Origin of the sequence: Paenibacillus sp. RU5M (genome assembly GCF_900221055.1) — a bacterium.
Lineage (GTDB): Bacteria > Bacillota > Bacilli > Paenibacillales > Paenibacillaceae > Paenibacillus > Paenibacillus marchantiae.
Genome location: NZ_OBQM01000002.1, coordinates 682,013 through 701,339 on the forward strand (window position 1 = coordinate 682,013; position 19,327 = coordinate 701,339).

The following is a 19,327-nucleotide window of genomic DNA, read 5'->3' on the forward strand; positions in this document are numbered from 1 at the left end:
ATTCATCTCCTTGCAAATTCAAGAATCAAACGTTCCTGCACTTCACTCAGCGTTACTTTTTCATCGACTTTCTGCCTTGTAAAATTCCAGATGCTATCAATCTGGTCTATCGATTCATCAATGGCAGCATTTGAACCTCTTTGATAAGCCCCAATGTTAATTAAATCCTCTGATTCCTTGTACACAGCCATCAGTCTCTTCATATTATTAACGGCTTCCAGCTGCTCTTCAGGAGCAATATCCTTCATAACCCGACTAATGCTCGCAAGCACATCAATGGCAGGGAAATGACCTTTGTTTGCGATGGACCGATTCAGTACAATATGACCATCCAAAATACCTCTTACCGCATCTGCAATCGGTTCGTTCATATCATCCCCGTCGACAAGGACGGTGTAAAAAGCAGTAATCGAACCTGTGGGTCCAGTCCCCGCTCGCTCAAGCAACTTGGGTAAACTCGCAAAAACAGAAGGAGTGTATCCTCTCATTGCAGGAGGTTCTCCCACGGCAAGTCCCACTTCCCTCTGTGCCATGGCATAACGTGTAACGGAGTCCATCATCAACATGACATTCATGCCTCTGTCTCTGAAATACTCCGCAATCGTAGTTGCGATGACCGCGCCCTTGATTCGAATCAGAGCAGGTTGATCAGAGGTAGCGACAATAACGACAGATCGTTCCAGTCCTTCCGGACCCAGATCCCGTTCAATAAAGTCACGAACCTCACGGCCCCGCTCGCCTACCAAAGCAATTACATTGACGTCTGCTGCTGTATTGCGGGCGATCATACCCATAAGCGTACTTTTACCAACACCTGATCCGGCAAAAATACCGACCCTTTGTCCTTTGCCAACCGTCAACAGACCGTCAATGGCTCTCACACCTACACTCATCGTTTCGAGTACCCGTGGTCGGTCCATCGGATTCACTGGCCTATTGGATGTGGAGTACATCGGCATTCTGGAGGGTAACAAGGAACCGTCCAAAGGTTGTCCCAATCCATCTAACACTTTACCAAGCAATTCTGATCCAACCTGTACCCCAAGTGGTTTACCCGTTCCGACCACATCACACCCAGGACCAATGGATTGAAGTTCACCAAGTGGCATGAGCAAAACTTTGTTATCCCGAAACCCGACAACCTCTGCCTGAAGTGGCTTGGCAGATTTTCCAGGGTAGATGTAACATACATCACCAATGCTGGCATCCGGACCTTCCGACTCAACCATAAGACCAATGACCTGAGTGACCTTACCGTTAATGCGAACGGGATCAAATTGCTTAAGATGTTCCATGTATCGCTGTGAGCTAAGAATCTTCATGTTGATTTTTTCGCCCCTCATCCTCAAGTGCTATGCGGATCAGTTCTTTTTTAATTTCAGCGAGCTGGGTATCAATTCTGGCATCTACGCTTCCAAACGACGACCGTATAACACATCCCTTATCTTTTACCGTAGCATCAGGCAAAATCTGCAATTCTGCCTGAGAGTCAATTGCCATAGCCAACTCTTCACGTGCAGCCTGCACAAAAGCAAATTGATCAGGTGCCACACATAAGGTGATCATCCCCTGTTCACGTTTGCGAGACAAACTCTGACGAATTAGTTCAAGCGTGTGTTCTGGTTCAACCGAAAGTTGTTTGTCAATCACCTTCTCAGCGATACCACAGGCGAGATCCACAAGGAAAGGCTCTGCTTCCTGAATAATCTGATCTTTGGCAACGTAAGCTTCTTCAAGCACCCCGCGTGCTTCCTTCATCATCTCTTCGATCTTCACCTGGAGATCCAGTTCAGCCTGTACTTTGCCTTCTTCAAAACCCTGCTGGAAACCTTGTGAACGAAGAGCTTCAGTCAGATGTTCATCCTGCTGACGCTGCTCCTGCCACCAGCTATCTATCTGTTCACGGGCTTCTTGAAGCAATCGCTCCGCTTCCTCCGAAGCATCACGTACCTGCTTTTCTGCAAACTCCTTGGCATCCTCCAGCATCTCCGCGGTAAGACGTTGTGTTTCTTCGTCCACGCGTGCCTGAAGCATCTCAGCTTCAGAACCTTCAGCTCGTTCACCATCTAACTCCGCATCAGACTCCGGTCCACCATAATGATGATGATTTTCGAGTCGTTTGCGGTCATCAACCGGTACATACTGGAAAGATTTAATCAAATTAGACAATGATATCATCTCCTCCACCGCGAGCGATAATGATCTCACCAGCTTCTTCCAATCTACGGATCGTTCCTACGATACGGGTCTGAGCTTCCTCAACATCACGCAACCGAACGGGTCCCATGAATTCCATTTCTTCCTTGAATGTCTCGGACATCCGTTTCGACATATTTCGGAATATAGCATCCCGTACTTCTTCGCTCGCCACTTTGAGTGCCAACTGCAAATCTGCGTTGTCGATATCCCGGATAATACGCTGGATCGAACGATCGTCCACATTGACGATATCTTCGAATACAAACATGCGTTTTTTGATTTCTTCTGCAAGTTCCGGATCTTGAATTTCCAACGAGTCGAGAATAGTACGCTCCGTACCACGGTCGACGCCGTTCAAGATCTGAACGATGGATTCGATACCACCCGCATTTGTATAATCCTGCGTAACAGTAGAAGATAATTTCTGCTCGAGCACCCGTTCCACTTGAGAAATGACTTCTGGAGACGTACTGTCCATAACAGCAACTCTGCGTGCTACATCGGCCTGCTTCTCTTGTGGTAACGAGGACAAGATTGCTGCTGCCTGCTCAAATTGCAGATACGATAATACCAGAGCAATCGTTTGCGGGCTTTCGTTCTGAATGAAGTTCAATATTTGATTCGGATCCGCCTTACGCGCAAAGTCAAAGGGTCTAACCTGCAGCGTAGCTGTCAAACGGTTAATAACTTCAAGTGCTTTTTGCGACCCGAGTGCTTTCTCCAGAATTTCTCTCGCGTACGTAATACCGCCCTGAGAGATATATTCCTGTGCCAAACAGATCTGGTGAAACTCAGACATAATCATATCTTTTTCAGAAGCATCCACTTTGCGAACATTGGCAATTTCCAACGTCAGTTGTTCGATTTCCTCGTCCCGCAAATGTTTGAAGATTTGAGCGGATACTTCCGGACCTAATGTAATCAACAAAATTGCTGCTTTTTGTCTTCCAGTCAGACCTTGACTGCTTGCCTTCGCCAATGCGTTCACCTCTATTCGTCAGCCAGCCACGTACGCAGCAGATTGACGAATTCGTCTGGCTTTTTCTTGGCCAAACTCTCCAATTGTTTGCGCACTTGACTTTCGTTCGTTACACTGTCCAACGTAATGGACGGAAACTCTGTTGCTACTGGAAGAGGAATGTCCTCTTCTTCTATTTCGTTTTGTTTGCGACGACGGCGCACTAACAAAATAACAACCGTTGCAATCAATGCTGCCACCAGTGCTCCTATGCCCCACATCATTCCGGTGGAAAGCTTGAAGCCTGTATTTGTTGCCGCAGCAGTCTGGAAACCTTGAGACATTACCGAAACTTTTTTGGCCAAGTCTGCGTCACTTATTACAGTGCCTGAGTCCGCCAATGATGCACGAACAATGTTAACCAAAATATTTTCAATTGCATCCTGAACCGGAGCTTGTAATTCTGTTTGTCCTGCCGGTGGTTCAACCGCAACGTTAATGGTTAAATCTTTTACAGTGTATGGACTAGAAACGATATCTTTAACAATTCGGTTGACATCGTAGTTTTTGGTGCTGGATGTTTCCTCCGAGGTTGAGTTGCCTGATGCATCCGATGATGGATAACCCGGAACTTCCTCTTGACCTGTGCCAGCAACACCGCCTGTCGGATTGCTTGCCCCAGTGTAACTCTTTTGAATCTCTTGCACACTAATCTCGATGCCTTTCATATTATCTACATCGACCGGTGTGACCAGGTTTTCTTTCCGCGTTTCCTTGTCAAAATTAAGCTTGGAAGCAACCAGAACATTGACGTTCTCGTCACCCACAATCTGCGAAAGAAATTGTTTCACATTATTGCGAACATCATTTTCGAATTTCTTCTGTAACGCCATGTTTTCTTGGACTTCAGAAGATAATCCCCCGCTACCACCTCGGGCCGTAGGAATCAGTTCCGCTTCATCCGTGTTCGTAATCGTTATGTTTTCAATAGGTAGATTGGGAATGGCTGTTTTGACCAAATTAAAATATCCATCTACCGCAGCCTGATTGGGGTGATAACCCGGTTTAAACTGCAGGGCCACTGATGCTGATGCTTTATCCTGCTCTTCTAGGCCAGCAAAGATATTATCTTTTGGCATATTGACCAGTACTTTAGCATCCTGTATGCCTTGCATCCGTTGAAGCAACTGCTCCACTTCTCCGTTCAATGCGTTGTTATACTTCACATCGAACTCTTTATCCGTCATCCCAATTGGAGATGATGACTCCTCAAAAGACTTATATCCTAATGAACCATTCTGAATAATTCCTTGTGATCCGATATTTACTTTTGCAATAGCAACATCCGTGCTCGGTACAGATATGGTCTTACCGTCTGCACTTAATTTGTATGGAATACTGGAGGAATCAAGATAACTAATGACGCCTGCAGAGTCACTTGCATTCAAATCCGTGAAAGCAACTTCATATTCCGTCTTTGACAATTGCATGGTTAGTACAACTGCAGCCAAAATTAAAAACAGGAATGTGGAAATAAATAATACTTTTTGCTTTTTGCTAAAACTATTCCAATACTGGGATGCCTTATCCCTGTATTGGGCAATTCTCTCATTCACTCTGTCACCCCATCCGAAACTTTGCTTGGTCTGTCCCTCCGCAATCTCTATAGGTTCTAAAGTTTAACGGTCAGGAGCAGCATCGCAGCTGCTTGTTGTAGTAATCAGCGCTGTTGTCGAAGCGCATTTAAGTCAATTTACAATTGCGTACGCATAATCTCCTGATATGCTTCGACTACTTTGTTTCGGACTTGAGTCGTAAGTTGAAGACTCAACAGGGCCTGTTCAGAAGCGATCATCACCTGATCAACGTTCACTTTTCCAACCAGGAATTGGTTTGACATTTCATGTGCTTGGGTCTCCTGTGCAGCTACAGACCCTAGCGCATCCTGTAGGTATGTACCGAAGCTCTGAATGGTTTCGGCTGGTGTAGATGGTTTACTTTGTGCCGTACTTTGCATCTGAAGCGGTTGAATCCCCTGTGTGCTAAAAATGTTGTTCTGAATCATTAATGTCCCTCCCTTTCATTTCTGTTCTTTGGTTTTATGGATATTTCCACCTTTAAGCCGTTAACTAGGCTCTTCCAATCTCCAATGCTTTGGATATCATTGCTTTGGTTGAGTTCAAAGCTGTGACGTTTGCTTCATATGAGCGTGAAGCCGAAATCATGTCCACCATTTCTTTCGCGATATCCACATTAGGCATATACACATACCCCTCAGCGTTGGCATCCGGATGTGTAGGGTCGTAGACCGGTTTCAGAGGGGACTGATCTTCACGAATCTCCGACACTCTAACTCCCTCTCCAGACCCCCCGCTTTTCATCTGATTTTGAAGCAAGCTGTTGAAAGAAGTTTTGTTAGGTTCAAGCACAACCATCTTGCGCTTGTAAGGAACTGCCTCGCCGTTGGTTACACTCGCGCGCGTCGTCTCCGCGTTGGCAATGTTGGAAGATATAACGTCCATCCGCAAACGCTGAGCCGTTAGAGCCGATGCACTAATACTGAAACTGTTACTGATGTTCACCTAAGTTATCTCCCTTCGACTCCAACACGCATCATTTTGATCTGTTCATTCACTTGCTGAATATAAGCGTTGTAACGCAGCTGGTTCTCCGCCAGAAGACTCATTTCTTTGTCTACATCGACGTTGTTCTGGTTGTTATTCATGGATGTTGACTGGTCCATATTAACTACTGGTGTAGGTATGGAAGAGGAAGGACCTATGACAAAATGCCTTGAATCCGTTACTTTTCCTTTAAGAACAGGCATGTCTCCATTCATTTGTTCCTGCAGCATTTCTTCAAAAGCAACGTCCGAACGCTTGAAATACGGGGTGTCCGCATTCGCAATATTGTCAGCAATCGTTCGTTGTCTAATGTTGGAGGCATCGAGTGCACCTTGTAACCTTTGAAAACTAATATCATTCAAAAGATTCATAATCGCCCTCCTCTCTTTAGAAATTATGGAAATAGATTCAATCTTTTTCCGTCAGGATGCTTATGTTTTTTCGACAAAAAATATTCGCTTTTACACGGTTTTCTAGGACTTAAGTAGAATTAACTCTGATGTTGTCGTATAACATAAGTTTCTTCGAGATTGGGATATATTACAATAAGAAAAAAGCCCTATCTTTTCTGAAAGACAGAGCTTTTTGTGTATTTTCTGCAAATTATGAATTTTTTCGTAAATGTTGGGGCCCAAAACAAAAATAAGCTTAAGTGCTCAATATGAGCTCTTAAACATTCTTAAAATTTATACTATGCTTCTATACGATTCAGTACATCATAATAATACAAACAAGGAATCCAACGAAAAGCTTCAAACGATTTCCTGTTAGAAATATTTACCGATATAATAAGCTTTCTTATAATTTTCCTTGGAAACTTTTCTATTCTATGAAAATGCTAATTGACAAAATATCCATTTCGATTTAATTGTTTCAGCTTAATATCTAAAACACTTTTTTAACATTTAAACAGAGCAAGCTTATTTAAATTTCACAAGAATATTTTGTCACATCCGTAATACCATCTCATTCACTTTTTGCGTATTTATGCAAATCTTTCTCAAGCTTCTGATTAAACCGATAACCAGACTTGGAAAAACAAAATCCTTTTATTGGAATTTATAGAATTATCAAATATGAGTTGTCAGCACGTCTTTAGGGTTTAATTACATTATCTCTGCGGCACAAGTCCTAGATTATCTTTCATCTTATACAACTCCATCTCTTTTATCGGTTGCAATACGGCATTATATTAGGCTAAAACAAAAATAAACGGCATACATCTGGATCGAATAAAGTCTTCTACAGTCAGAACCAGGACCAAATATCCTATTTCCGTGTAGTTGTTTGATCTTTATTCATCCATTGTATACCGTCATCCAACCTACAATCACACCATGAACAGAGCTCTACACCTGTGTTACAAGATATATTGACTTAAATCACGATCAAGTGCAATGTCATTCAATTTCTCACGTACATATTCCGGAGTGATTACCATACGCTCCAGCGTAAGTTCTGGCGCTTCAAAAGACAGATCCTCAAGAAGTTTCTCCAGAATAGTATGCAAACGCCGTGCACCGATATTTTCCGTGTTCTGATTCACGTTCTCAGCCAGCTTGGCAATCTCACGAATGGCATCATCCGAGAATTCAATCTCAATATTCTCTGTACGCAGCAAATCCACATACTGCTTGGTTAAAGCATTTTTAGGTTCCGTAAGGATTGATACAAATTCATCAAGCGTCAGGCTGTTCAGTTCCACCCGGATCGGGAAACGCCCCTGGAGCTCTGGAATAAGATCCGAGGGTTTGGCTACGTGAAAAGCACCAGCTGCCATAAACAGGATATAATCCGTTTTGACAGGGCCATACTTCGTCATTACCGTAGATCCTTCCACGATTGGCAGAATGTCACGCTGTACACCTTCACGGGATACATCAGGGCCGCTACCGCGTCCCTGACTGGCAACTTTATCAATTTCGTCAATGAATATGATACCTGTCTGTTCCGCCCGGCGAATGGACTCCTGAGTAACATCATCCATATCAATCAACTTGCCCGCTTCTTCCTGAATCAATACTTTACGAGCTTCCTTAATCGCCAGTTTACGTTTTTTGGTACGACGTGGCAATAAACTACCAAACATCTCCTGCATGTTCATCCCCATCTGATCATTTCCTTGACCAGCGAACATGTCCATCATGTTTGGCGTGGTATCTTCCACATCAATCTCGATAACGTCATCTTCCAGCTTGCCAGATAACAAATCAAATTTGATTTTACGTCGCCGTTCAGCTACTCCCGTATCCGGTTCCTGCTCATCGGTTTCTGGCGTGTTGTTGCCATTATTGCCAAAAATCATTTCGAACGGATTCCGCTGATTTTTGGATTTGGATTGTGAAGGGGCCAAAATATGTACGATCCGCTCATTGGCAGCCTCTTCCGCTTTGTCCTTAACCTTTTCTGTGCGTTCCAGCTTGACCATCCGCAGCGATGTTTCAATCAGATCACGAATCATAGATTCCACATCACGGCCAACATAGCCCACTTCCGTGAACTTCGTAGCTTCCACCTTTACGAATGGAGCTCCTACCAACTTAGCCAGTCGGCGTGCAATCTCTGTTTTACCAACACCAGTAGGTCCAATCATCAGAATATTTTTAGGTACAATATCATCTTGGGTATTTTCGGGCAAAAGGCTACGGCGATAACGATTGCGAAGGGCGACCGCTACCGATTTTTTAGCCTGTTTTTGACCTACAATGTACTTATCAAGCTCTGCAACGATTTGTCTTGGCGTTAACGCTTGAGTATCCATATAGCTTCCCTCCTACCAGTATGTGAACCTTGTTTATGAGATAGAACGTTATAAACTTACCTACAAGAACAAAGAATCTCCACGAAGTAACTGGAGCCGATTTAATCATCATGCCCCATAACGGGAGATTGGTTTTCTTACAACTCTTCAACAATTATATTATTGTTGGTATATACGCATAACTCTGAAGCAATCTGGAGTGATTCACGAGCAATGTCTTTTGCTTCCAGATCCACTGCATGACGTTTTAACGCACGTGCAGCAGATAACGCGAAGTTTCCTCCCGAGCCAATAGCGATAACATCATCATCCGGCTCGATTATTTCGCCACCACCAGAAATCAGCAGCATACCTGTCTTATCCATAACAATAAGGAGTGCTTCCAGTTTGCGCAAAATCCGATCCTGGCGCCAATCCTTGGCAAGTTCTACCGCTGCACGCTGCAGATTACCATGATGTTCCTCCAGCTTGCCTTCGAATTTCTCAAACAAGGTAATGGCATCCGCCACGGAACCGGCAAAACCGGCGACAACCTGTCCACGATACAAACGTCTAACCTTTTTGGCTGTATTTTTCATCACAACACTTTGCCCCATGGTCACCTGACCATCACCGGCAATGGCTGCTTTGCCATTATGACGAACTGCACAGATCGTTGTAGCATGAAATGACATATCCATGATATCAGCCTCCTCCCACGATTAATTTACACGCGTTCCGGAACGGTTAGACCTTCTGCTGCTGCAAAACGGGCAATGCCGTCCAGTGCACGCTGCGCAAGTGCTTCATTCTTTTCCTTTTTGTTGCGTATTTTAGTTTCCAGCTTCGGCAGCAATCCGAAGTTTGCGTTCATTGGCTGGAAGTGTTTGAAATCAGCTGTTGTAATATATTGTGCCATACTGCCCAGCGTGGTCTCCACCGGCAATACCACCAGTTCCTGTCCAAGCGCTGCTTTGGCTGCATTCATACCCGCGATCAAACCGGATGCCGCAGATTCTACATAACCTTCTACTCCCGTCATTTGACCTGCAAAGAACAGGTTCGGACGCTCTTTGAACTGATACGTTGGACGAAGCAGTTTGGGAGAATTGATAAATGTATTACGATGCATAACGCCATAACGGACGAATTCCGCATTTTCAAGTCCAGGGATCAAAGAAAAGACACGCTTTTGTTCTCCCCACTTCAGATGCGTCTGGAATCCGACCAGATTGTACAGCGTTCCTGCTGCATTGTCCTGTCTAAGCTGAACAACAGCATGAGGCAGTTCTCCAGTATGCGGATTGACGAGTCCTACAGGTTTCATCGGACCAAACAAAGCCGTTTGTTTACCACGTTTCATCATGACTTCAATTGGCATACAGCCTTCGAAGTAAATTTCTTTCTCAAACTCTTTCAGTTGAGCAACTTCCGCTGTGATTAACGCTTCATAGAATACATCGAATTCCTCTTCTGTCATCGGACAGTTCAAGTACGCTGCTTCGCCTTTATCATAACGTGAAGCCAGATAAACTTTATTCATATCAATGGAATCTTTTTCGATAATTGGCGCAGCCGCATCATAGAAGTAGAAGTATTCTTCACCCATAAGAGCCTTGATTTGCTCTGACAATGCTGGTGAAGTCAAAGGCCCCGTTGCAACAACAACGATTCCGTCTTCCGGCAAAGAAGTCAGCTCTTCATTAACTACTTCGATGAGTGGATGCTGATGAAGTGTAGATGTGATCTCGCCTGAGAATCCGTCCCGGTCCACAGCAAGTGCTCCACCTGCTGGAACAGCATGACGGTCTGCTGCACCCAATACCAGAGAATTAAGCATTCTCATTTCTTCCTTCAATACACCAACTGCGTTAGTCAACCCATTCGCACGAAGCGAGTTGCTGCATACCAGTTCTGCAAATTTATCTGTATGGTGAGCCGGTGTTTTCACAACCGGTCTCATCTCGTATAGTTTTACGCGCACACCGCGACTTGCGATCTGCCAAGCTGCTTCTGTTCCTGCCAACCCGGCACCGATAACGGTTACTTGTTTTTCATTCGTCAAAATCATTTACCCCCATTATGCTAATCCGCTCAATCTTCTTCAGGTTCCTCTACCGGCTCTTGATGATCACATGAAGTACACTGTAATCGTGTTCCCTGTTTGTTCCGTTTCTCAATCATTAGTGATCCACAACTTGGACATGGTTTCGCTGACGGTCTATCCCATGATACAAAATCACATTCAGGATATTTGTCGCAACCATAAAAAATACGTCCCTTTTTACTGCGGCGTTCAACAACATGCCCTTCCTTACACTTCGGACAGGTTACACCGATATCCTTGATGATTGGTTTGGTATTCCGGCAATCCGGAAATCCGGAACATGCGAGAAACTTGCCGAAACGACCCAGCTTATAAACGAGCGGTTTGCCGCACTTCTCACATATTTCATCCGATACTTCATCTTCAATCTCGATTTCTTTCATTTCTTCTTCTGCAAACTCAAGCCGTTTCTCAAAAGATTCGTAGAATTCTGCGAGTACTTTGACCCAATCCTCCGACCCTTCTTCCACATGGTCAAGATCACCTTCCATGTTGGCGGTAAACTCCACATTCAGGATCTCCGGGAAGAACTCCTCCATCTGTTCGATGACCAGTTCGCCCAGTTCCGTTGGCATGAATTTCTTCTCTTCAATAGCAACATATCCGCGCTTCTGAATGGTCTCCAGCGTTGGCGCATATGTACTCGGACGCCCTATGCCCAGCTCCTCAAGTGTTTTAACCAACCTTGCTTCCGTATAACGTGGTGGCGGCTGTGTAAAGTGCTGTTTCGGCTCGATCTCCCGATTCTCCAGCACATCTCCATTTTTCAGCGGAGGCAGCAGACGATCTTCTTCCGTTGTACCGTCATCGTTACCTTCTACATACACCTTCATGAATCCCTGGAAACGAACTTTCGAACCCGCTGCCCGGAAAATCGTATCTCCTGCAGCAATGTCCACGGAGAGTGTATCCAGAACGGCAGATGACATCTGGCTCGCTATAAAACGTTCCCAAACCAATTTGTACAACCGGAATTGATCACGACTCATAAACGATTTAATGGAATCCGGATCACGCAAAATCGACGTTGGACGAATCGCTTCATGCGCGTCTTGAGCATTGGCTGCTTTTTTGGAATAGTTTCTAGGCGTCTCTGGTGCAAATGGCTCACCGTACTTGCCAATAATGTATTCCTTGGCTTCTTCCTGAGCCGATGCTGCAATTCGGGTAGAGTCCGTACGCATATACGTAATGAGACCGACTGTGCCTTCTTTTCCGAGGTCTACGCCTTCATACAGCTGTTGGGCGACAGACATCGTTTTGGAAGCTCTAAAATTCAATTTACGTGCGGCTTCCTGCTGCAAGGAACTCGTTGTAAACGGAGCAGAAGGGTTACGGCTGCGTTCCTTCTCTTTAACTTCTTTGACTGTAAAAGAAGCGCCCTCGATCTGTTTTAAAATGGCCTGCACTTCTGCCTCACTACCAAGTTCGGTTTTGGTACCGTTCAACTGATGGAACTTGGCTTCAAACGGATTTCCGTCCGCAGTCAGTTTGGCAGTAATGCTCCAGTACTCTTCCGGTTCAAAATCATTGATTTCATTTTCACGATCCAAAATGATTTTGACGGCCACGGACTGAACGCGGCCAGCGGACAATCCTTTTTTGACTTTCTTCCATAATAACGGACTAATTTTATATCCTACAAGCCGATCCAGAATACGTCTGGCCTGCTGCGCGTTAACCAGATCCATATTGATCTTACGCGGCGTTTTGAACGCATCTTTGACAGCCTGTTTCGTAATTTCATTAAATACTACTCGGCAATCCGCAGTTTCATCCAGTTCAAGTGCATGGGCCAAATGCCAAGCAATAGCCTCACCTTCGCGATCCGGGTCAGCTGCGAGATACACTTTTTTCACTTTCTTTCGTGCATCCTTCAGTTCTTTTAAAATTGAACCTTTACCGCGGATCGTAATATATTTCGGATTAAAATCATTCTCTACCTCAACGCCGATCTGACTCTTTGGCAAATCGCGTACATGCCCCATCGAAGCTTTGACGATGAACTTGCTGCCTAAATATTTGCCGATCGTCTTCGCCTTTGAGGGCGACTCCACGATTACGAGTGCATCCGCCATAGGTCCATCCTCCTCTCAGTCATGAAACTGCTGCTTGTTTTTATGATTCATACTTCATTAGCAGCAGGACTAACTTCCGCTAATAATCTATTTTCACATGCTGCCTTGATCGCAGCATCGTCATACCCTCGCGTATTTGGTTCCAGGTAATTGGCTAATCTGCTTTTTTATGATTAAAGATAACAGAACTGAATGCAAATGTCCAAAATCCCAGTTGAGCTGTTCCACAAGTTGATCCAGTGATTGCTCTTCCTGCTCTAGCAGATAAATAACACGTTGTTCATCTGAAGATAGTTTTACGACAGGGAATATTCCTTGATTGGAAGTTTCACTGCTTTCCGCCGAACGTCCTCTATTGTAAGGAAGTTGCTCGGCTTTTGGCAAGTCCAATCGAAACTCTTCCAATAAATCTGTGGCACAGGTCACCAATTTTGCCCCCTGACGAATCAGATTGTGCGAGCCTCGGCTTTTGGGAGATGTAATGGGACCTGGGACTGCAAACACGTCTCTTCCCGCTTCGAGTGCAGCATCTGCTGTAATGAGTGATCCACTTCGGATATCAGCCTCAACGACTAGCGTACCGAGAGTTAACCCTGCAATGATCCGATTACGTTCCGGGAATAATCCCTGACGCGCACGTGTACCCGGAGGATATTCTGATAAAAGCAGCCCTGTTTCTGCAATTCGTTCGGCAAGACTTGTATTTTCCGGTGGATAGATGTTATCAATTCCTGTCCCAAATACCGCAATAGTTTTGCCGTTTGCACGAAGAGTTGCATCGTGGCACACACTATCTATTCCTCTGGCAAGCCCGCTTACAATGGTCAGCCCTGCCTTGCTTAGTTGCTCTGCCAGTTTCTCACCAATTTTACGTCCGTATACAGTAGGCATACGTGTTCCTACCATTGCAATGGATTGAGCGTGCAACAGATTCATATCTCCTCGACCGTACATTACCCAGGGTGGCTGAACGGTTTCCTTCATTAATATGGGGTAGTCCTGATCCAAATAGGTAACGACTTCAATTCCCTGTTTATAAACACTCTCTTGTCTCTGCTCAATCCAGTCGATATTGAATTGCTTGGTTAGACGCACAGCCTGATCCTTGCGTAAACCCGCGGCAATCCAATCCCCTTCTTTATAATCCAGATAATCCGTCATTTGATGTTGTCCTGATAGCAGTTTCGAGATTGTTTTCTTACCAATACCATCCGTTTCATGCAGTCCAACCAAAATCCATCTCTCTTCCATAATCAGAAACCTCCCATAGCGGGAAGAAAATCTTCCCTCATATTGTGTGTTAAGTGACAACGGATTGCAAGCGTTTACTCTTACAGGCAGACAACAGCTCCCTTTTATACCCCGTAAAAAAACGCAAAAAAGCAACCCTTCGCCCTGTTCAGGACAAAAGGTTGCTTACCTTTTCCGCATTATCAATAGTCGGCTCACCAGAAAAATAAATTTCCTTCACCGTTTCTTCTATTATAACGAAAAAGAATTAATGTGTCGTGCACAAATCCAGAATTCCGCGTTCTTCAAGTACGCTCACAAGAGTCGAGCCCATTTCAGCTGGCGTCGGAGCAACTTTGATTCCGCAAGATTCCAGTTTTGCAATTTTTTCTTTGGCTGTACCTTTACCGCCAGAGATAATAGCACCCGCATGACCCATACGTTTGCCTGGAGGCGCCGTAACACCACCGATGAAGCCAACTACCGGTTTTGTCATGTTATCGCGTACCCACTCCGCAGCATCTTCTTCAGCCGTACCACCGATTTCACCAATCATGATAACAGCACGTGTCTGAGGATCTTCATTGAACCGTTTCAGGATATCAATGAACTCGGAGCCTTTAACCGGGTCACCACCGATTCCCACAGCAGAAGATTGTCCAATTCCACGCGCAGACAATTGATGAACGGCTTCATAGGTGAGTGTTCCACTACGGGAAACCACGCCAACGTGACCAGGCATATGAATATAACCTGGCATGATGCCGATTTTGCATTCACCTGGTGTAATAACACCCGGACAGTTTGGTCCGATCAGAACGGTATCTTTTCCTTCCATGAAGCGGTCAACCTTGACCATATCAAGTACCGGGATACCTTCTGTAATACAGATCACGAGATCCAGCTCTGCGTCAACAGCTTCCATGATGGAATCCGCTGCAAATGCCGGAGGAACGTAGATGACGCTCGCTGTTGCGCCAGTAGCTTCCTTCGCTTCCTGTACTGTATTAAACACCGGCAGACTGACTACTTTGCCATCTTCCAGCGTGATATCAACATTGGTTCCGCCTTTACCCGGTGTAACGCCACCTACCATCTGGGTTCCGTAGTCCAATGCGCCCTTCGTGTGGAACATTCCCGTTGAACCCGTAATGCCTTGCGTAATGACTTTTGTATTTTTATCAATCAAAATACTCACGTTGCTTCACATCCTTACGGTTATTTTTCAAGTGCCGGACAGCTCCGGAACTAAGGCAGCAATTTGCCCAGGAATGAACTTATTTTACGAGGGCAACAATTTTCTGTGCACCATCGGCCATGGAATCAGCAGGAACGATATTCAGGCCGGATTCACCCAAAATACGTTTACCAAGCTCCACGTTAGTTCCTTCAAGACGAACAACCAGCGGTTTAGTCAGGCCAAGCTGCTTCGCGGCTTCAACAACACCATTGGCAATGACATCACAACGCATAATGCCGCCAAAAATGTTAACGAAAATACCCGCCACTTTGGCGTCAGACAAAATGATTTTGAAAGCTTCGGTCACTTTCTCTGTTGTAGCACCGCCCCCAACATCGAGGAAGTTAGCCGGGTCGCCGCCATAGTATTTGATGATATCCATCGTCGCCATCGCAAGTCCCGCACCATTGACCATACAGCCGATGTTGCCATCAAGTGCTATGTAGCTCAGGTCGTATTTGGAAGCTTCGATTTCTTTTTCGTCTTCTTCATCCAGGTCACGCAGTTCCAGAATGTCTTTGTGACGGAACAAGGCGTTGGAATCAAAATTCAATTTTGCATCCAGCGCGATAACGTTTCCATCTCCGGTAACAACAAGTGGATTGATCTCAGCGATGGAGCAATCTTTTTCGACAAATGCTTTGTACAACGCAAGCATAAACTTAACTGCTTTGTTCACCAATTCATTCGGAATACGAATGCTGTAGGCCAGTTTACGTGCCTGGAACACTTGCAATCCAATTGCAGGGTCAATAATTTCTTTGAAAATTTTCTCAGGTGTAGCTTCAGCTACTTCTTCGATCTCTGTACCGCCTTCTTCGGAAGCCATCATTACGACGCGGCCTGTGGCACGGTCCACAACAACACCCACATAATACTCTTTGCGGATATCGCATCCTTCTTCAATCAGAAGACGCTTCACTTCTTTACCTTCAGGTCCAGTCTGGTGTGTTACCAATACTTTCCCCAAAATTTCGGATGCGTAAGCACGAACTTCGTCGATACTTTTCGCTACTTTCACACCGCCGGCTTTCCCCCGGCCACCTGCATGAATTTGCGCTTTGACCACAGTCACTGGACTGCCCAGTGCCTCTGCGGCCGCAACCGCTTCATCGACTGTATAAGCAACCTTTCCGTTTGGAACGGTGACTCCATACTGTTTCAGTACTTCTTTTCCTTGATATTCATGGATATTCATTCTCGAATCCTCCTATCAACATGACTGCAACAAGGCGGGTTGGTAGACTAACAAAAGACAAATGTTGACTATTTTCACTTAAACCCAATTCATTGTAACATGTTTTTAAAACGCTTTCCTTAAAAAAGTAATGGTTAATAGACAGTATTTTGATATGGGTATGATCCCATATTGTGAATGCTTGGATATTAATGGAAAAAACCTCAGCTAATAAGCCAAGGTTTTTTTAATAGTATTACTAATGATGCATTTTATTTTCTGGCTACTTTGGTATTGGTCTGATGGACTTTCTCCAGAAGGCCTTTGAACTGTCCCAGTAGAGATTCAAACTCTGAACTGTTCAGACATGCGTCTTCCTGAATCGCTTCAGGTATAGACAAGGCTTTATGGCGAAGTTCCCGCCCAGCGTCTGTAAGGGTAATCAATACTTTCCGTTCGTCCTGAGCTGAACGTTCACGATGAATAAGTCCTGCTGACTGCAAACGTTTCAGAAGAGGCGTCAAAGTCCCTGAATCGAGGTAAAGTGCCTCTCCGATTTCCTTAACCGTACATTCTTCACGTTCCCACAATACCATCAAGACCAAGTATTGAGAATAAGTTACACCAAGCACCTCAAGGTAGGGCTGGTACATCTTCGTAATTTCACGTGAACAAGCGTATATGGCAAAGCATAATTGGTTATCCAGCTTCAAACTTTCATTCTGCATATAACTGTCTCACCTACCTATTGTGCATTCTATATACCTTAATAATAGAGGCTTACAACTGTTATATCCGCTATAATTCGGCGAATTATAAGGAGCCCTTCATCTATCTTATCATAAATTAGAAGAAAAACAGAATAATTGAGCACAAATGATTTTACTTTTCAATTTAATAGTGTTAAATTGAATTGTATAAAATATAATTTGAGGCATATACGATCGAAATCATATGACAACGTAACAAAAAACTCTTGATATGTTGAAACAACTAAACCAGCGTCTACATCCTTTTTTCCTAACAGTGCGACATTGATTCAGAACTGAACATTCTATACTTCTGCTAGAAACTTCATGCGGTAACTGCAAAAAATTTAGGAGTCAGGGATAGATATCAGCAGCTATGACAATGACGGGTTGACGCCCTGATTTCTTTTATATAAAATGCTTGTTAGAAGCTGAGGAAGCACCTTAATTCGTAGACTGGCCTGTATTATGCGCGCCAAGGACGAAGTGAGGTGTTTCTTTTATTATGTACGGAAAACTGCATAGTGCCTGTTTATATGGAATTGACGGCGTTTTAATTGAAGTGGAAACAGATTTGTCGAATGGGCTACCCCAGACGTCTATTATCGGATTGCCGGATTCGGCTATTCGTGAAGCGGTTGAACGTGTTCGTGCCGCTATAAAAAACTGTGGTTACCAGTATCCGTTGCAGCGGATTACGATTAATCTGGCCCCCGCTGATCTGCGCAAGGAAGGATCTTCTTTTGATCTTGCCATTGCTATTGGTTTACTTACGACAAGTGGTCAGCTAGTACTTCCTGCACAGGAACGGACATTGGTGGTGGGTGAGTTGGCATTGGACGGTTCAGTGAGATCTGTGCCTGGCATTTTGTCCATGGTAGATTTGGCGAAACGGCTAGGCTTTACCTCCGTTCTTCTGCCCGCCGATAATCTGGAAGAGGCTTCGCTAATTCGGGGTATCCAGATATATGGTATTCGTCACTTGCAAGATATCGTACCTGAACAGGAAACGAATTCAAAGAACAAGGAAGGACTGCTGCAGAATACCGGGCCTGTTGTTTTAAAAGATTACGCCCATCTGTCTGCTCTGCATCCCAATGTCGGTGATATGGAGCGCCATGAGCGTCCAATGCGATCTCCATCGTTGGACGATGATTATAGTGATGTTCTGGGACAACATCACGTAAAGCGTGCACTCATGATTGCCGCAGCAGGCATGCACAATATTCTGCTCGTCGGACCACCAGGAACAGGGAAAACGATGTTAATTAAACGACTGCCTACGATTCTCCCACCATTGTCCGAAGACGAAGCGCTGGAAGTAACTAAAGTGCTAAGTGCCGCAGGCAAGCTTAAAGATACCTCGAATGGTCTCATCGCAGACAGACCCTTTCGCTCTCCACATCATACGATCTCCACTTCAGGTCTAATTGGAGGCGGCGGCATCCCCAAACCGGGTGAAGTAAGTCTTGCCCACCGGGGTATATTGTTTCTGGATGAGCTGCCTGAGTTTCAGCGGCAAGTCCTAGAAGTGTTAAGACAACCATTGGAGGATCGTAAAGTCACCATTAGTCGGGCGAGAGCTGCTTTCACATTTCCAGCACAATTTATGCTCGCCTGTTCTATGAATCCTTGTCCTTGCGGTTATCTCTCTGCCCAATCGGAGGATCAAAGATGTATATGCAGTCCTGCACGCGTGGCTGCGTACCGTGCCAAAATCTCGGGACCACTACTAGATCGCATCGACCTTCAGGTCGAAGTTCCTCCCCCTGGGGAGTGGCGTAAGGCTGGCGCGTCTCCTTCATCTGCGGAAATGCAGGCCAAAGTCATTCATGCTCATCATATTCAGGCCGCACGATATGCGAATAGTTCTGTTCGCTGGAACAGCCAGCTATCAGGAACCCTTCTGCGTCGAACGATCCGTCTGCCTGAAGAAGCAGACCAACTGCTCCAGCAAACACTGCAAGCACTGAACCTGAGCATGCGTGCACATGATCGAATTATTAAGATGGCCCAGACGATCGCAGACTTGGACCATGAAGGCGTCATTTTGACAGCTCATGTGGCTGAGGCGATACAGTATCGTCAACTGGATTTGAATTTATTTTGAGTGAGGGTCATTCAGGTAATAAATGAAGCTTTAAGGAAAAATATATTGCCCTCATTATCTTGCATCATGATACGTTCAAGCCAGACATCTATAGATTTCAAACTTAAGGTTATAT

General features: G+C 44.9%; 16 protein-coding genes. 1 reads left to right on the forward strand and 15 read right to left on the reverse strand.

From position 1 onward, the window contains the following. Positions 1–2: 2 nt before the first annotated feature. From fliI to CRO25_RS08955, 15 genes are all read right to left on the reverse strand, one after another. Entirely contained in the window at positions 3–1,322 is a 1,320-nt protein-coding gene (fliI, locus tag CRO25_RS08885; RefSeq protein WP_072732397.1) for a flagellar protein export ATPase FliI, read from the reverse strand. Beyond that, positions 1,309–2,169 carry a FliH/SctL family protein gene (locus CRO25_RS08890; protein WP_064639069.1) on the reverse strand — a complete coding sequence of 287 codons (861 nt, stop codon included), beginning with the start codon at positions 2,167–2,169 and terminating at the stop codon, positions 1,309–1,311. The genes fliI and CRO25_RS08890 overlap by 14 nt, the downstream gene beginning before the upstream one ends. Then, the gene (gene fliG / locus CRO25_RS08895; RefSeq protein WP_373560307.1) at positions 2,162–3,187 is read right to left on the reverse strand and encodes a flagellar motor switch protein FliG; all 1,026 of its coding nucleotides are present in this window, start codon (positions 3,185–3,187) and stop codon (positions 2,162–2,164) included. Before fliG ends, CRO25_RS08890 begins: the two co-directional genes overlap by 8 nt. A gap of 2 nt (positions 3,188–3,189) precedes the next feature. After that, a complete protein-coding gene (gene fliF, locus CRO25_RS08900; protein ID WP_064639070.1) occupies positions 3,190–4,773 on the reverse strand; it encodes a flagellar basal-body MS-ring/collar protein FliF in 1,584 nt (527 codons plus the stop codon). A gap of 137 nt (positions 4,774–4,910) precedes the next feature. Beyond that, positions 4,911–5,222, reverse strand: coding sequence for a flagellar hook-basal body complex protein FliE (gene fliE, locus CRO25_RS08905; protein WP_079694691.1), 312 nt, complete (start codon positions 5,220–5,222; stop codon positions 4,911–4,913). 64 nt (positions 5,223–5,286) lie between these two features. Beyond that, a complete protein-coding gene (gene flgC, locus CRO25_RS08910) occupies positions 5,287–5,739 on the reverse strand; it encodes a flagellar basal body rod protein FlgC (RefSeq protein WP_072732395.1) in 453 nt (150 codons plus the stop codon). A gap of 5 nt (positions 5,740–5,744) precedes the next feature. Next, positions 5,745–6,152 (reverse strand): flagellar basal body rod protein FlgB, encoded by a 408-nt coding sequence (flgB, locus tag CRO25_RS08915; protein ID WP_053783790.1) that lies wholly within the window; start codon positions 6,150–6,152, stop codon positions 5,745–5,747. 989 nt (positions 6,153–7,141) lie between these two features. Then, complete coding sequence (gene hslU, locus CRO25_RS08920; protein ID WP_063566415.1) at positions 7,142–8,542, reverse strand: ATP-dependent protease ATPase subunit HslU; 1,401 nt, start codon at positions 8,540–8,542, stop codon at positions 7,142–7,144. Between the two features lie 137 nt (positions 8,543–8,679). Continuing rightward, positions 8,680–9,222: an ATP-dependent protease subunit HslV gene (gene hslV / locus CRO25_RS08925; protein WP_024630205.1), complete on the reverse strand. Its 543-nt coding sequence runs from the start codon at positions 9,220–9,222 to the stop codon at positions 8,680–8,682. Positions 9,223–9,248: 26 nt separating this feature from the next. After that, complete coding sequence (gene trmFO / locus CRO25_RS08930) at positions 9,249–10,586, reverse strand: FADH(2)-oxidizing methylenetetrahydrofolate--tRNA-(uracil(54)-C(5))-methyltransferase TrmFO (protein WP_079694692.1); 1,338 nt, start codon at positions 10,584–10,586, stop codon at positions 9,249–9,251. A 29-nt stretch (positions 10,587–10,615) separates the two neighbouring features. Next, positions 10,616–12,706: a type I DNA topoisomerase gene (topA, locus tag CRO25_RS08935; protein ID WP_064639074.1), complete on the reverse strand. Its 2,091-nt coding sequence runs from the start codon at positions 12,704–12,706 to the stop codon at positions 10,616–10,618. 120 nt (positions 12,707–12,826) lie between these two features. Further along, positions 12,827–13,957 carry a DNA-processing protein DprA gene (dprA, locus tag CRO25_RS08940; RefSeq protein WP_079694693.1) on the reverse strand — a complete coding sequence of 377 codons (1,131 nt, stop codon included), beginning with the start codon at positions 13,955–13,957 and terminating at the stop codon, positions 12,827–12,829. A 247-nt stretch (positions 13,958–14,204) separates the two neighbouring features. Beyond that, entirely contained in the window at positions 14,205–15,134 is a 930-nt protein-coding gene (gene sucD / locus CRO25_RS08945) for a succinate--CoA ligase subunit alpha (RefSeq protein ID WP_063566419.1), read from the reverse strand. Positions 15,135–15,213: 79 nt separating this feature from the next. Further along, on the reverse strand, positions 15,214–16,374 hold the full coding sequence (gene sucC, locus CRO25_RS08950; protein WP_053783785.1) for an ADP-forming succinate--CoA ligase subunit beta: 1,161 nt from the start codon (positions 16,372–16,374) through the stop codon (positions 15,214–15,216). A gap of 251 nt (positions 16,375–16,625) precedes the next feature. Next, positions 16,626–17,081, reverse strand: coding sequence for a MarR family winged helix-turn-helix transcriptional regulator (locus CRO25_RS08955; RefSeq protein ID WP_063566420.1), 456 nt, complete (start codon positions 17,079–17,081; stop codon positions 16,626–16,628). 526 nt (positions 17,082–17,607) lie between these two features. On the opposite strand from CRO25_RS08955, the gene CRO25_RS08960 reads away from it, so the two are divergent. Continuing rightward, positions 17,608–19,212, forward strand: coding sequence for a YifB family Mg chelatase-like AAA ATPase (locus CRO25_RS08960; protein ID WP_063566421.1), 1,605 nt, complete (start codon positions 17,608–17,610; stop codon positions 19,210–19,212). Positions 19,213–19,327 lie beyond the last annotated feature (115 nt).

Excerpts from the sequence above, each read along its gene's own strand:
- hslV (WP_024630205.1), bottom strand. The coding sequence starts at position 9,222 with ATGGATATGTCATTTCATGCTACAACGATCTGTGCAGTTCGTCATAAT.
- dprA (WP_079694693.1), bottom strand. The coding sequence starts at position 13,957 with ATGGAAGAGAGATGGATTTTGGTTGGACTGCATGAAACGGATGGTATT.
- flgB (WP_053783790.1), bottom strand. The coding sequence starts at position 6,152 with ATGAATCTTTTGAATGATATTAGTTTTCAAAGGTTACAAGGTGCACTC.
- CRO25_RS08955 (WP_063566420.1), bottom strand. The coding sequence starts at position 17,081 with ATGCAGAATGAAAGTTTGAAGCTGGATAACCAATTATGCTTTGCCATA.
- CRO25_RS08960 (WP_063566421.1), top strand. The coding sequence starts at position 17,608 with ATGTACGGAAAACTGCATAGTGCCTGTTTATATGGAATTGACGGCGTT.
- fliE (WP_079694691.1), bottom strand. The coding sequence starts at position 5,222 with ATGATTCAGAACAACATTTTTAGCACACAGGGGATTCAACCGCTTCAG.
- hslU (WP_063566415.1), bottom strand. The coding sequence starts at position 8,542 with ATGGATACTCAAGCGTTAACGCCAAGACAAATCGTTGCAGAGCTTGAT.
- fliI (WP_072732397.1), bottom strand. The coding sequence starts at position 1,322 with ATGAAGATTCTTAGCTCACAGCGATACATGGAACATCTTAAGCAATTT.
- topA (WP_064639074.1), bottom strand. The coding sequence starts at position 12,706 with ATGGCGGATGCACTCGTAATCGTGGAGTCGCCCTCAAAGGCGAAGACG.
- sucC (WP_053783785.1), bottom strand. The coding sequence starts at position 16,374 with ATGAATATCCATGAATATCAAGGAAAAGAAGTACTGAAACAGTATGGA.